The 15,192-nt window shown below is 33.6% G+C and carries 13 protein-coding genes; 11 read left to right on the top strand and 2 right to left on the bottom strand.

Features of this window, described 5'->3' with window-relative positions; translation table 11 throughout:
- Nucleotides 1-110 precede the first annotated feature (110 nt).
- Complete coding sequence (locus Q0E86_RS10165) at nt 111-2,219, top strand: response regulator (RefSeq protein WP_295756825.1); 2,109 nt, start codon at nt 111-113, stop codon at nt 2,217-2,219.
- Between the two features lie 23 nt (nt 2,220-2,242).
- Here the strand turns inward: Q0E86_RS10165 and Q0E86_RS10160 are convergent, their stop codons facing one another.
- Entirely contained in the window at nt 2,243-2,653 is a 411-nt protein-coding gene (locus Q0E86_RS10160; RefSeq protein WP_295756823.1) for a peptide deformylase, read from the bottom strand.
- A 64-nt stretch (nt 2,654-2,717) separates the two neighbouring features.
- Here Q0E86_RS10160 and Q0E86_RS10155 point away from each other — a divergent pair, with 64 nt between their 5' ends.
- The 7 genes from Q0E86_RS10155 (at nt 2,718) to yfcE (ending at nt 9,539) form a co-directional block, all read left to right on the top strand.
- Complete coding sequence (locus Q0E86_RS10155; RefSeq protein WP_295756821.1) at nt 2,718-3,311, top strand: HAD family phosphatase; 594 nt, start codon at nt 2,718-2,720, stop codon at nt 3,309-3,311.
- Nucleotides 3,301-4,521: a 23S rRNA (uracil(1939)-C(5))-methyltransferase RlmD gene (rlmD, locus tag Q0E86_RS10150; protein WP_295756819.1), complete on the top strand. Its 1,221-nt coding sequence runs from the start codon at nt 3,301-3,303 to the stop codon at nt 4,519-4,521. The genes Q0E86_RS10155 and rlmD overlap by 11 nt, the downstream gene beginning before the upstream one ends.
- Before the next feature lie 642 nt (nt 4,522-5,163).
- Nucleotides 5,164-5,616 (top strand): peroxiredoxin, encoded by a 453-nt coding sequence (locus Q0E86_RS10145; protein WP_003865762.1) that lies wholly within the window; start codon nt 5,164-5,166, stop codon nt 5,614-5,616.
- A 66-nt stretch (nt 5,617-5,682) separates the two neighbouring features.
- A complete protein-coding gene (locus Q0E86_RS10140; protein ID WP_295756818.1) occupies nt 5,683-6,546 on the top strand; it encodes an EamA family transporter in 864 nt (287 codons plus the stop codon).
- Nucleotides 6,547-6,554: 8 nt separating this feature from the next.
- Nucleotides 6,555-7,208 (top strand): CatA-like O-acetyltransferase, encoded by a 654-nt coding sequence (locus Q0E86_RS10135; protein WP_295756816.1) that lies wholly within the window; start codon nt 6,555-6,557, stop codon nt 7,206-7,208.
- A gap of 88 nt (nt 7,209-7,296) precedes the next feature.
- Complete coding sequence (locus Q0E86_RS10130) at nt 7,297-8,946, top strand: diphosphate--fructose-6-phosphate 1-phosphotransferase (RefSeq protein WP_295756814.1); 1,650 nt, start codon at nt 7,297-7,299, stop codon at nt 8,944-8,946.
- Between the two features lie 47 nt (nt 8,947-8,993).
- Nucleotides 8,994-9,539, top strand: coding sequence for a phosphodiesterase (gene yfcE / locus Q0E86_RS10125; RefSeq protein ID WP_295756812.1), 546 nt, complete (start codon nt 8,994-8,996; stop codon nt 9,537-9,539).
- On the opposite strand, the gene Q0E86_RS10120 is transcribed toward yfcE, so the two are convergent.
- Nucleotides 9,499-10,800 carry a sodium-dependent transporter gene (locus tag Q0E86_RS10120; protein WP_295756810.1) on the bottom strand — a complete coding sequence of 434 codons (1,302 nt, stop codon included), beginning with the start codon at nt 10,798-10,800 and terminating at the stop codon, nt 9,499-9,501. The two genes, yfcE and Q0E86_RS10120, sit on opposite strands and share 41 nt — an antisense overlap.
- Nucleotides 10,801-10,864: 64 nt before the next feature.
- Between Q0E86_RS10120 and Q0E86_RS10115 the strand changes: the two genes are divergently transcribed.
- The 3 genes from Q0E86_RS10115 to Q0E86_RS10105 all read left to right on the top strand — a co-directional run bounded on the left by Q0E86_RS10115 (nt 10,865) and on the right by Q0E86_RS10105 (nt 14,861).
- Complete coding sequence (locus tag Q0E86_RS10115) at nt 10,865-11,587, top strand: DeoR/GlpR family DNA-binding transcription regulator (protein ID WP_295756808.1); 723 nt, start codon at nt 10,865-10,867, stop codon at nt 11,585-11,587.
- Nucleotides 11,588-11,650: 63 nt separating this feature from the next.
- Nucleotides 11,651-13,957, top strand: a complete 2,307-nt coding sequence (locus Q0E86_RS10110; RefSeq protein WP_295756807.1) for a formate C-acetyltransferase/glycerol dehydratase family glycyl radical enzyme — start codon at nt 11,651-11,653, stop codon at nt 13,955-13,957.
- Complete coding sequence (locus Q0E86_RS10105; protein WP_295756805.1) at nt 13,920-14,861, top strand: glycyl-radical enzyme activating protein; 942 nt, start codon at nt 13,920-13,922, stop codon at nt 14,859-14,861. The genes Q0E86_RS10110 and Q0E86_RS10105 overlap by 38 nt, the downstream gene beginning before the upstream one ends.
- Nucleotides 14,862-15,192: the final 331 nt, after the last annotated feature.

The raw sequence follows: 15,192 nt of genomic DNA, 5'->3' as shown, positions 1-15,192 counted from the left end.
TTCGGATTTTTAATCTCGAATATTCGGTCCTTTTTTATTAGGCTGAAACTTCTTTATCCGTTACAGCCCCTTTTTTTTCATTCGTGTTACATTTAATCTAGGTGAAGATTATGAAGTATCAAGAATTAATTAAAGAAGTAGAAGGTGTTGGAAAGTTAGAATTAAGTGAGCAGGAAGAGTTTTATCGTAATGTATTAAATGAAAGTTCAAATGATTTAGAAGTTATGGTTGCGGCTACCTTTTATTTAGGTATGGCCTATTATTACGAAGGGAATTTTAAAAAGTCAAAAGAGATTATTGAACCCATTATCTTGCAGTATCAAAGTATGCCGTTTGTAAGAGAACTCATTTCTGCATTTAATTTAATGGGCGTTATGCTTTATTATGATGGGGCAAATGTTTCAAGTCGTTATTATTATGAAAAAGCTTTACAGATTGCGATGGAACATGAGGATGTGGGGCATTATTGTTATGAATATAATAATATTTCCATCACGTACGCAAAACAGGAAAAGTATGAAGAGGCTTTAGATAGTATATTAAAGGCAAAAGAATACATGCCTTGTTGTATTGAAAATATGGGTGCCTATGTCTATTTGAATTTAGCTTTGGTTTATAATCATTTAAATCAAGTGGACAAGGCTTTAGAAGCTTTTTATATCGGTTTAGATGAGTATGATGGAAAACACATTATTTTAGAAGATTATTTGAATTGTGGTATTGAATTATTTAGTAAGTCTGGTATGGATTTTGAATTAAAGCGATGTGCAGAAGAACTTGAAAAGCGTTTAGAAAATTTGTATGCTGCCGAATATATTGATGTGTGTGTAGCTTTATTTGATTATTATTTAGAACAGAAAATGTTTGATCGGGTTCAATTTATTCTAAATAACATGGATTCATATATGAATAAACATCCAGATGAGATTCGTCTAGGCTTAATGGTTGAATCTTCTCGCTATAAATATGGTAAAGTCATCCAGGATTCGAATATCATCATTTTGACATTAGAAAAAAAGAATGCGTATTATGAGAGAATTTTTGAGGATGAACAAGTTCGTCGTTGTCATGATACAGAGCGTCATTTTGATATGAATCGAAAGCTTCAACTCGCTTTAGAAAATGAAACGAAGGCTAATCAAGTTAAGATGCGTTTCTTGGCAAGTATGAGTCATGATATTCGTACTCCAATCAATGGCATTATCGGAATGCTTCAAGTCATTCAAAGATGTGGTGACGACAAACAACGTATCAAAGATGCCTATGATAAGATGTGGATATCGAGTACGCACTTGTTGTCTTTGGTAAATGACATATTGGATATTCGAACATTAGAAACAGATTCAGTTGTATTGGAAAATAAATCGTTTGAATTAAGTCAATTATTAGGTAGAGTTCAAACTATTATTGATGTACAGGCATCGAATTATAAAATTGAATTGTTTATGAAGACTCAAATAGAACACGACCATTTGATTGGAAGTCCTACGCATGTTGAAAAAGTCTTGTTGAATCTTTTAAGCAATGCGATCAAATATAATAAACCAGGCGGTAAAGTGTATTTGTCTGTCAAAGAAAAAGCGGATTGTTTTGAATTTGTAGTAGAAGATACAGGAATTGGAATGAGTGAAGAATTCATTCAGGATAAATTGTTCAAACCTTTTGTTCAGGAAAATACACGTGTGGATGGTGCTGGTTTAGGTATGAGTATTGTGCATGAACTTGTAAAGAAGATGAATGGCACAATCAAGGTGGAAAGTATAATTGATGAAGGTACTCAATTTATTGTTCAACTTCCTTTGGAGATTGATTTGAATCCTGTTGAGGATAAATCATTAAAAACGGAAACAGTGTCCATTGAGAATCTATCTATACTTGTTGTGGAAGATAATGATATCAATATGGAAGTGATTGAGTTTATGCTTCAAAGTGAAGGGGCCATTGTGTACAAGGCTAGAAATGGTAAAGAGGCGGTAGAACAGTTTGGTCAAATCAAGAATTTAGATTTGATTCTAATGGATCTTATGATGCCTATTATGGATGGGTATGATGCCACTTTACAAATTCGAAAAAAAGATAAAAAGATTCCAATTCTTGCGATGAGTGCCAATGCGTATATGCAGGATATACAGAAATGTTACAAGGCTGGTATGAATGGGCATATCAGTAAACCATTATATTTAGAAGATTTAAAAGATCGAATCGTTCAAATAGTATAAAAAGTCAGGGATTCCCTGACTTTTTAAATAATGATACCATTGCAGTGATCAATTTCATGTTGAATGATTTGGGCTACAAAACCAGAATAGGCTTGTTTACATTTTTTAAAAGATTCATCTTGATATTCAACTGTGATATTTTCATAACGAGTTGTATTTCTTTCACCTTCTAGTGATAAACATCCTTCTTTGACTTTGTAAGGTCTAGACTTCTTTGTGATTTTTGGATTGTACATCACAACTTGTGCAGGTCCAATCGCAAAGATAATAATATTTTTAGAAACACCAATCATATTGGCGGCCATACCTACACATTTATCTGCATGGGCTCTTAATGTATCTTTTAGATCTTGAGCCACTTGTGTATCCATTTTTGTAGCTGGAGCTGATTTTATAGCTAAGAAAGCTTCATCTTTCATTATTGGTTTAATCATAACGTACCTCTTTTCTTCAAAAATCATATTTGTTTTAGATGTTTTTTTCAAGTATAATTGGCATATGCTGAAAAATATAGTATTTGATTTAGGAAATGTATTGGTTAAATTTGATTCAAATGAATTGATTTATAGCTTTTTTGATGAAAGACAAGAAGAAGTGAAATCATTCTATTTTGATTCTTTATGGAATGAGTATGATCAAGGACTTTATTCAGTGGAAGAAATGATTGAAAAGGGAGTAAAACAATTTCCTGAATTAGAGTTAAGTATCAAAAAGTTAATGTATCATTGGACAGAATTTGTGATTCCATTAAAAGACAACGTTGCGTATATTAAGGATTTAAAGCAGTTAGGATACAATGTATATATTCTTTCAAATATTCCAGAAGATGACACAAAGTATTTGAGAAGTTGTGGAGTGTTTGATAATATAGATGGCGGTGTTTTTTCTTATGAATATAAGAAGATCAAACCAGATCCAGAAATATTTCATATATTATTAGATAAATATAATCTTTTAGCGTCTGAATGTTTATTTTTAGATGATCGAAAAGAGAATGTTGAAAGCGCAAGTAATTTGGGATTTGAAACGATTGAAGTTAAAGATTCAAGTAAAGTCATTGACTTAATAAAGGAGAAAATTAGTGAAGTGTAAAGTAGAAAAATTGTGTGGTGGATGTTCGCTTTTGAAACTGAAGCCAAGCATGCAGGCAGATAAAAAGAAAAAAGATGTGGAAGCTTTAGTTGAAAAAGCACATTTAAAAGTTCGCGTTGGCGATGTGCATATGGCTAAAAACGATACGCATTATCGTAATAAAGTCATTGTTGGTTTTGCGAAAGAAAAAGGGAAAGTATATTCAGGTTTATATGCGCCTCATTCGCATCGTGTTGTGAAGACTGAAAATTGTATCATGCAGCCAAAGCTAGTTAATGAAATCATTAATAAGATTACTGAACTTGTTGGTTCTATGAAATTAGAATTGTACAATGAAAGAACGGGAACAGGTCTATTGCGTCATGTATTGATTCGTTGGGGACATAAGACAGATGAAGTGATGGTTGTGTTTGTCACAAGTCAAAAGATGTTTCCTTCAAGAAAAAATATGGTTCGTGTATTAACGAGTGAGTTTCCTCAAATTAAAACAATTGTACAAAATATCAATCCTAGAAAGACAAGTATTGTTTTGCAGGATGAAGCAATCGTTCTATATGGAAATGGTATGATTCATGATGAACTATGTGGTTTAGATATTGCGTTCTCACACAATTCGTTCTATCAGATTCACTCTGAACAATGCGAAGTATTGTATGGTTTAGCTAAGAAAATGCTAGATTTAAAAGAAACAGATACAGTTTTAGATACATATTGTGGTGTTGGTACAATTGGTTTAACTATGACGGATTCTTGTAAGAAAGTCATGGGTGTAGAAGTGAATCCAGATGCGATTGAAAACGCAAAATACAATGCGAAACAAAATAAGATCAAAAATATTGAGTTTGTTGCGATGGATTCAACCGAATTCATGCGTCAGGCAAGAAAGTATCACAATCATTATGATGCGATTATTTTAGATCCACCTCGCGCAGGTACGACAAAAGATTTTATTGAGTGTGCAACCGCTTTAAATCCAAGAAAGATTCTATATATTTCTTGTGATCCTAGAACGCAGGTTCGTGATTTAAATCAATTTAGAAAACAAGGCTATGTCACAAATAAATTGGAATTGGTTGATTTATTCCCTTATACAGATCATATTGAAAGTGTTTGTGTATTAGAAAAGAAACAATTCAACGCAAAGCCTACAAAGAAAGCACAAAGACAAGCTCAATTCAGATCGAGTAAAATGAGTAAGAAAAAACGTTAGGAAGCAAGTATGATTTCTTGTGTAGGTACAACAAAAGACTTAATTGGGAAGGAAGAATCAGAAGCTTAGGTATTTCTAATTTCTATGTGGATTACTCTATTTTCTTTTTCGCACTTTCTATAGAAAATATTGAACTAACACATAAATTGAATAGATTTTATTCAAACTTGTGCTATGACTTTTTCATTTGATATGATTCGATTATTCATTTTCATACTCAAATAATTTGGCAATCAACAAGTACTTTTCCACTAAGTATTGTCAGATCGACTGATCTTATCATATTAATGAATTGACATTATTCCAAATAGAACGTATAAATTAAATAATCAATGATCCTAAAAGAAAAAACAGTCATAATATACTAAAATATCTTTTAGAGATTGAAAAATAGGCTTATATGCGGCATTCTAAAAGAAAAAAATGGAATAATATACCAAAATATCTTTTAGAGGTGAGCGTATGGATATAGAAACAGTTTAATGCAAAGCCTACAAAGAAGGCGCAAAGACAAGCACAATTCAGATCTAGTAAAATGATTAAGAAAAAACGTTAGGAAGCAAGTATGCTTCCTTTTGTGCATATGAGTAGGTTTAAATAATTTAGGATGATATAATTTGTTTAACAGAACGGAGAATACATATGTTAGAAATTGGAATTCAAGCACCGGATTTTGAACTGCCTGATCAAGATGGTGTAATGCACAAATTGAGTGATTATAAAGGTAAAAAGGTCATCTTATATTTTTATCCAAAAGATAATACAGCTGGGTGTACAAAACAGGCTTGTGGTTTTTCTGAAAGATATCCACAATTCTTAGAAAAAGGAGCTGTTATTTTAGGGGTAAGTAAAGATACGGTGGCTTCACACAAGAAGTTTCAAGAAAAGTATGGCCTTGCCTTTACGTTGTTGGCAGATCCAGAAAGAAAAGTGATTGAAGCTTATGATGTGTGGAAAGAAAAGAAGAATTATGGAAAGGTATCTATGGGTGTAGTTCGAACAACATACTTAATAGATGAATCTGGAATTATAGTTCGTGCAAATGATAAAGTAAAAGCGGCAAATGATGCTGAAAACATGTTGGAAGTAGTTTAGACACTACTTCCTTTTTGGTGTTTGTATAAAAGTGGTTCGTGGTATATCATTTTGTAGGGGGATACTATGTGGATTTTATATGCGACAGGTTCTGCCTTTTTTGCGGGCATTACTTCTGTACTCGCAAAATGTGGGATTTCAAAAACAGATTCCGATGTGGCAACCGCCATACGTACCATCGTGGTTTTAGTATTTTCGTGGGTTATGACTTTAATCACTGGTACACTATCTGGTATTACTGAAATTAGTGAAAAGACATTATTATTTCTAGTCTTATCTGGCATCGCAACAGGAGCTAGTTGGCTATGTTATTTTAAAGCTCTACAAAACGGGGATGTGAATAAAGTTGTACCTATTGATAAATCGAGTACGATTTTAACGATTCTTTTGGCTTTGATTTTTTTTCATGAAGGCTTGTCTTTAGCTAAAATTGACTGTGTATGCATGATTGGTGTAGGTACAATGTTGATGATGAACAGAAAAGAGGATGTTGAATCGAATACTTCAGATAAAAGCTGGTTGATGTATGCGATTTTGTCAGCTGTATTTGCGAGCCTTACATCAATTTTAGGTAAGATTGGTATTTCTGGAATTGATTCTAATTTAGGTACGGCCATTCGTACAAGTGTTGTCTTAGTCATGGCGTGGCTTATGGTCTTTGTGAAGAATAAGCAGTCTGAAATAAAATCTATTGATCATAAAGAATTATTGTTTATTATCTTATCTGGCTTTGCGACAGGAGCATCTTGGCTATGTTTCTATCGTGCTTTACAGGATGGACCTGCAAGCATCGTTGTGCCAATTGATAAATTGAGTATACTTGTAACAATTGGTTTTTCTCGTGTTGTATTTCATGAAAAGCTATCAAGGAAGGCATTACTAGGTTTAATTTTGATTGCAGTGGGTACTGTGATTATGACGATGATATAGGAGATTTTATGTGTAGATATAAGAAGATTGATTTAGAAAATTGGTGCCGTAAAGAGCATTATCTGTATTATACAAACAATTTAAATGTTGAAGTGAATATGACGGCTAATATTGATGTGAGTGAGTTATTAACTTTTTGTCATACAAATGGATATAAGTTTTATCCAACATTGATTTATTGTGTTACGAAAGTGTTGAATCGTATTGATAACTTTAAGATGTTTAAGGATAAAAATGGAGATTTATGTGTGTGGGATTCTTTAGTTCCAAACTATACGATCTTTCATGAAGAAGATCATACGTTTTCAGATTGTTGGACGGATTTTACAGATGATTTTGGTTCTTTCTACAAGAATATTACTTATGATATGGAATTAGGTAAAACAAAAAGGGGAATCAAAGTAAAGAAAGGCCAACCTGCAAACTTTTATTGTGTTTCATGTACGCCCTGGACTGCATTTACAGCGGTTTCAAGTCGTATGGTCAATGGGGGTGCTGCCTTCTTTCCAATCATCACAGCTGGAAAATATGATGATAATTATCAGATGCCTGTAAATATCACAATTGCGCATGCGGTTGCGGATGGATATCATATTGGTTTGTTTTTTTCTGATTTGCAAAAAGAAGTAAGTTTAAAAAGCTTGAAATCAAACCTTGAATAAAGGCCTTGGATGGGGTGCTCTATTTACTTTTTAGGCAAAGTGTTATAAAATTTTTAATGTAGGTATAAATTGAAAAGGAGATATAAAAATGAATCAATCACCACTTCAAAAAGCTAGATACCAATACAGTCCAAAATTGCCTGGAATGTTAAGAAATGGTATTTCAGAAATCTGTGTTAAGGAAGGAAACGCAACTCAAAGTGTTGCAGACCAAGAAAAAATCGCGGCTTTATTCCCTAACACTTACGGAGAAAAAGAAATCACATTTGAAAAAGGAGAAAATACTGCTGCAGCTAAAAAACAAGTTGTAGGTGTAATCTTATCTGGTGGACAAGCACCTGGTGGACACAACGTTATTTGTGGTCTATACGATGCATTAAAAGCTACTAGTAAAGAAAACGTTCTTTACGGATTTAAAAATGGTCCTATTGGATTATTAGAAGACAACTATGTAGAATTCGATGATGCTTATATCGATGCATACAGAAATACTGGTGGATTTGATATTATCGGATCTGGACGTACAAAATTAGAAACTGAAGAACAATTCGCAGTTGCTGCAAAAGTTTGTGAAAAACACGGAATCACTGCTATCGTAATTATCGGTGGAGATGACTCAAACACAAACGCTGCTGTATTAGCTGAATACTTTGCTGCTCACAATACAGGTGTTCAAGTTATCGGTTGTCCAAAAACTATCGATGGTGACTTGAAAAACGAAGACATCGAATGTTCATTTGGATTTGATACTGCAACTAAAACATATAGTGAATTAATCGGAAACATCGAACGTGATGCAAACTCTGCTAAAAAATACTGGCACTTTGTAAAAGTTATGGGACGTAGTGCAAGTCACGTAGCTTTGGAATGTGCTTTAGAAACTCAACCAAACATTTGTTTAATTTCAGAAGAAGTTGCTGCTAAAAAACAATCTTTATCTGAAATCGCTGACTACATTGCGGATGCAGTTGAAAAACGTTCTGCAAATGGAAACAACTTCGGTGTGGCTATCATCCCTGAAGGTGTAGTTGAATTCGTTCCAGAATTTAAAGCATTGATTGCTGAAATCAACGAATTATTAGCTGGAAACAAAACAGAAGAATTTAACGCATTAGGTAGCTGGGAAGAAAAATATGCATTCATTGAAAAAGGTTTAACTGCTGAATCAATGGCTGTATTCGCAATCTTACCTCAAACTATCCAACAACAATTATTCTTAGAAAGAGATCCACACGGAAACGTACAGGTATCTTTAATTGAATCAGAAAAATTGTTCTCAGCTTTAGTTAAAGATAAATTAACTGAAAGAGGATTTACAGGTAAATTCAATGCATTACACCACTTCTTCGGATACGAAGGACGTTGTGCATTCCCATCAAACTTTGATGCTGACTATTGCTACTCATTAGGATACAACGCATTCATGTTGATCCAATACGGATATAATGGATATTTATCAAAAGTATCTAACTTATCTAAACCAGCTGAAGAATGGGTTGCTGGTGGTATGCCAATCACTAAGATGATGAACATCGAACGTCGTAATGGTGAAGATAAACCAGTTATCAAAAAAGCATTGGTTGAATTAGATGGTAAACCATTCAAATATTTCGAAGCAAACCGTGATACATGGGCTGTTGAAACTGCATATACTTATCCAGGAGCTATCCAATACTATGGACCAACTGAAGTATGTGATTTAACAACTCGTACATTAGCTTTAGAAAAAGGTGAATAATAAATAAAAAGAATGCTTCGGCATTCTTTTTTCTTAAAGGAGTACTTATGAAATATATGATCGCTAGTGATATCCATGGTTCAAGTTATTATTGTCAAAAACTCATGGATGCCTACAAATACGAAAAGCCAGATCGATTGATCTTATTAGGGGATATTTTATATCATGGACCTAGAAATGATTTGCCAAAAGAATATGCACCGAAAAAAGTAATTGAAATGTTGAATTCCATTTCGGACTCAATTTTATGTGTTCGTGGAAATTGTGATTGTGAAGTCGATCAAATGGTGTTGGATTTTCCATGTTTGGCCGATTATTCGGTGTTGGATATAAATGGACTCTTTATCTATTGTACACATGGACATTTAAAACCAGTTAAGCTAAAACCTGGATCTTTATTACTATGTGGACACACCCATGTGCCTACCATTGAAGAACGAGATGGGATTATTTATATGAATCCAGGCTCTGTTTCCATCCCAAAAGAAAACAGCCCTCATAGTTATATGATCCTTGAGGACTGTGTATTCACTTGGAAAGATTTAGAAACACTTAGCCAATACCGTTATAAAGAATTCCCAAAATCAAAATAATGATGGCAAGAAATACATATACATATTTGCCTAAGAACTTAAAAGTCGGTCCAACCGGCTTTTTTCTTCCTTTGTCTAATTCTTGTTTTAAATGGTTCCATCCTAAAACATAATAAATGGTAATGGCACCAAGCAAGGCTGCAAAAGGAATAATGTAAATTGTGACAACATCCATCCATTGACCTACGATATCGCCATTTTCAATGCATACAGAAATGATGAATGTGATAATGCCACAAAGTAGAACTGCTTTTTTTCTGGAAATGTGAAAACGGTTTTGCCAAGATTCACATACGGCTTCTAACATATTGATTAAACTTGTGATTCCGGCAAAGGCTACTGAAATAAAGAAGAATAGGGCAAAGAAATTACCGAGTGGCATTTGTTTAAAGACTTCAGGAAGAGTTAAAAATATTAAACTAGGACCACTAACTGGATCAATGCCAAAAGAGAATACGGCAGGCATAATGGCAAGTGCCGCAAGCATCGCTGCAATTGTATCAAATACAGCTGTCTGCATACTTGCTTTTGGGATATCCACATCATCCTTTAAGTAAGCACCATATACAATCATTCCAGAACCGGTAATGGATAAGGAAAAGAAGGCTTGTCCCATAGCCATGATCCATGTTTCTTTGTTGAATAAATATTCCCATTTAGGTACAAATAAGAATTTATAGCCTTCAATGGCGCCATCAAATAAACTGACACGAATGGCAAGGATAATAAATAAAATAAAGAAGGCTGGCATCAATACTTTATTGACTTTTTCAATCGCATTTGTGGCACTTGTAAATAAAAGTAGACAAGTAATAAATAAGACCAAAAAGTGACATGGCACGTTTGAAAAGGATTGTGTCATATTTGTAAAGAAAGCTGGAATACTATTGGTGAATAGTTCGTTTGTGACTACGCCTTGAATGCTGCGAAATACCCATCCTAAAATAACACTATATCCAATCGCAATGCCAAGAGATCCTAGTAGTGGAAGCCATCCGATATATTTACCGAATTTGTTTTTCCAACAATATGCATATGCACCTAGTGTTCCTGTTTTTGCCATTCTTCCTAGCGCAAACTCAGCCGATAAACCAACAAGACCAAATAAAGCGATAAAGATAAGATATGGAATTAGAAAGGCAGCACCTCCATATTGGCCTAAGCGATATGGAAACATCCATATGTTTCCCATTCCTACGGCAGAACCTACACAGGCTAACACAAATCCTACCGTACTTTTAAAATTTCCGTTTTTGTTCATAGTAATACCTCGATGTTTTTAAGTATACCATAAAAATGATATAATGATTAAACAGGAGATATGTATGTTTGTAGAAGAAAGACAAAATTTAATTTTAGATGATTTACAAGAGAATGGAAAAGTATTAGTCAAAGATTTGAGTAAACGTTTTGATGTAACGCCCGATTTGATTCGTAAAGACTTGGCTATTTTGGAATCAAAAGGGAAATGTAAAAAGATATATGGTGGAGCAATATTGAATCGTTTAAATGTTCATTTAGAGGATGCGAATTCTAGAAAGAATGTGAATAGTAAGGAGAAACAAAAAATAGCGCAAATGGCCTATGATTTGATTGAACCAAATATGACCGTCTTTTTAGATATTTCGACTACGAATATTGAATTGGCTAAATTATTAGTATTAAACCCCATTTCAAGTATTACGGTTGTTACGAATATGTTGGATGTGATTCAAATTCTTTCTTCAAGTCAAATTCATTCTGTATTCATTGGTGGAGAATTTGATTATGCAAGAAATGGCTTTGTAGGCAATATGTGCGATGAATTTCTTCAACGATTTCATTTTGATGTAGCCTTTTTAGGCGTAGTAGGCATAGATGTAGAGTCTGGTAGTGTTATGACCTATATGCCAAGTGATGGTCAAACAAAGCGTATTGTATTAAAACAATCGAAAAAGGCGTATATGTTGGCGGATTCGGATAAGTTTTACCAAATGGGAAATTATGAGTATGCTAAGATGAATGAATTTTATGGGATTCTACAAACAATAAAAAGTAATAAAAAGTAATAAAGAACTATTGATTTTAATCATAGTTCTTTTTATAATGGATTTGTAAATGGAGGACTTACTATGTTAGATCGTATTTCTATTCTGAAAGATAAAATGTTGTCTCAACCACGCTACGTAAGTATTGAACAGGCTTTGATCATTACTCGTACATATCAAGAAAATGAAGATAAATCTATTCCTTATAAGCGTGCACTTTCTTTATATAACGCATTAAATGAAATTGAAATTGGTATGGAACCTGAAGAGTTGATTGTCGCAAATCGAACAAAGGGTGTTCGTTATGGTGTTGTTTTTCCAGAAAGTGGAATTTCTTGGGTGGATCGTGAATTTGAAACAATTCCAACTCGTCCTCAAGATAAGTTTAATGTACATCAAAAAGATATTGAAACTTTTCGTAAAGTAATCGTTCCATATTGGAAAGGTAAAAGTTTAGAGGATGTTATTAAAAATCGTTTTGGTGATGAAATTAGTGCGATTTCTAAAGTAGTAAAAGTCAATCAAACTGATCATGCACAGGGGCATATTTGTCCGAATGTGAAGGAATGGTTAGAGCTTGGTCCACAGGGGTATATTGATTTAGCTAATAGCCATTTAAAGACGTGTTCTGAAGCACAAAAAGAATTTTATGAATGTGTAATTTTAGTCATGCAAGGTGTACAGAAGTTTATGCTTCGCTATCATGATCTAGCTTTGGAAATGCATAAAAAGGATGTGGCTGAAATTTGTGAAAAGCTTGCGTATCATCCAGCTTCTACATTCCATGAAGCGTTACAGTCATTATGGTTTTTGTTTGTCGTATTACATATGGAAAGTAACGCATCTAGCTTTTCGCCGGGTCGTTTAGATGAAACTTTATATTCTTATTATAAACAAGATATAGATTCGGGTATGTTGAAGGAAAGTGAAGCTTTAGAATTGATCGAATGTTTATGGTTGAAATTCAATGAGATCGTATATTTAAGAAATGCGCATAGTGCTAAATATTTTGCGGGTTTTCCAATTGGATTTAATATTTGCGTGGGTGGACAAGATCAAAATGGAAATGATTTTAGTAATGAATTGAGTCATTTGTTTTTAAAGGCCCAAGAAGATATTGGACTTCCACAACCAAACTTGTCTGTTCGACTTCATGAACATACGAATGATGAACTATTAAAACATGCGATTCGCGTTGTTTCAAAAGGAAGTGGAATGCCACAATTTTTCAATGATAAGGCAATTATCAAGGCGATGGAAGATTTGGGTATATCACATTCAGATGCCATGGATTATGCGATTGTTGGTTGTGTGGAACTTACAACACAAGGCAATAATTTAGGCTGGTCGGATTCAGGTATGTTTAATATGAATAAAGTATTAGAATTAACATTGAATCATGGGCGTTGTTTGTTGAGTGGAAAACAAATGGGTCCTGACTATGGTTCTTTAAGCACTTATGCTTCATTTTCTGAATTGGAATTGGCATTTGAAAAAATGATGGATTATTTTATAGATAAAATGATTCCGTGTTTAGAAGAAGTGGAAAAAGCACATATTGATATTTTGCCAACAGCCTTCTTATCAAGTGTGATTGATGATTGTATGGAAAAAGGAATGGATGTTACGCGTGGTGGTGCGCATTATAATTTGTCAGGTATTCAAATGATTCAGGTGGCAAACCTTGCGGATAGTTTGGCAGCTTTAAAGAAGCTTGTATATGATGAGAGAAGAATTGGTGCGGCTGATTTAGAAAATGCATTAAAAAATAATTTTTCAAATAATGAAGTCATGCGTCAAATGTTGCTAAATCGCGCACCTAAGTATGGAAATGATGTGGATTGGGTGGATGAGCTTGGTGCCAAATGGGCATTGAAGTTTAGAAATAAATTAAGGAAATATACAAACTATCGTAATGGAGAATATCATACAGGTATGTATACGGTAAGTGCACATGTTCCTATGGGGGAAAATGTAGGAGCTAGCTGTGATGGAAGACTTGCCAAAACGCCTTTGGCTGATGGTGGATTATCGGCTGTGTATGGTCGTGATTTAAAGGGTCCTACGGCAGTATTAAAATCGGTATCGCATTTGGATAATTCTTGTACGACAAATGGGGGCTTATTAAATATGAAGTTTTTACCAGAATTCTTTAAAACAGAATCGGGTATTGATAAGTTTGCGAATTTTATGCGTACATTTGTTGATTTAGAAATTCCACATATTCAATTTAATGTGGTTCGTAAAGAAGATTTATTAAATGCCAAAATACATCCAGATCAATATCGTTCTTTGACCGTTCGTGTAGCTGGTTATACAGCGTATTTTACAGAACTAGCTGGAGAGTTACAGGATGAAATTATCGCAAGGACAAGTTATGACAACATCTAAGGGATATATATTTGATATTAAGCGTTTTGCGACACACGATGGAAAAGGAATTCGTACTACAGTTTTTTTTAAGGGGTGTCCACTTCGTTGTAAATGGTGCCAGAATCCAGAGGGATTATCGTATATACCGCAAGTCTTGTATATGGAGTCCAAGTGTATGCACTGTTTGGGTTGTGTTCATGCATCAAAACATGGTGGAGTTAAATGTGTAGATGATAAAATTTGTATTTCAAGAAATGTGAATGAAGATTGGAATGCGATTTGTGATGTATGTCCGACTTTAGCTTTGAGTATGGATGCCAAGGAGTATACAGTAGAAGAGTGTGTTCATGAAATTTTAAAGGATGAAATATTCTTTAAAAGAGAAGGTGGCGTTACTTTTTCTGGGGGAGAGCCCTTTTTACAGAGTGATTTTTTGATTGATGTATTAAAGGCTTGTAAAGAAAAAGGAATTCATACGGCTATTGAAACAAGTCTATATACAGAATTGGAAAATGTACAAAGGGTTTTGCCTTATTTGGATCAGATTTATTGTGATTGTAAGTTGTATGATGAGAATTCGCATAAACAATATACGGGCGTTTCCAATGAAAAAATATTAAAAAATATTGCGTATTTACTTCAGGGTGAAAAAAAAGCGCACGTAATTGTTCGTACGCCTTTAATTCCAACAATGACTGCTTCTTTTGAGAATATTTCTTTGATTTCAAAGTTTTTAGTTTCTTGTTATGAAGATGTTCATTATGAAATCTTGAATTATAATCCTTTAGCACAATCTAAATATGCATATTTAGATATGGAGTTTTGTTTCAAAGAAAACCCAAAGATGTATTCAAATGAAAGAATGCAGGAATTTTATGATTGTGCTAAACAGAGTGGTATAAAAAATTTAATCATTGAGTAGGGAGCGTAGGCTCCTTTTTTAAATTATATTTTTTGATATATGAAAGTAGCCCGAAATTTTCCTGCTTTGAGAAAAGTAAATGAAATGTGTTGTGGTTGAATTTATTAATGTTGAGATAAAACATGTTGAATCGAATATCGATTATTCCTTTATTTATAGTCTTTTATGTATTTCAAGTTAGTATTATATGACTTGTGTGTAAACACTGTGCTAATGATTTATTTAAATAAATTCACATATTTTGAAAAAAAGTAAAAAAAACATTTGACGAAGTAAGAAGTATTTGGTAATATAGATGAGCACTGCTGAGGTGCACATGATCTTTGAAAAC

The sequence above is a fragment of the uncultured Holdemanella sp. genome (assembly GCF_934754935.1).
Classification (GTDB): Bacteria; Bacillota_I; Bacilli_A; order Erysipelotrichales; family Erysipelotrichaceae; genus Holdemanella.
The sequence above is the reverse complement of the archived record's forward strand: the minus strand, read 5'-3'. Positions and strand labels throughout refer to the sequence as shown.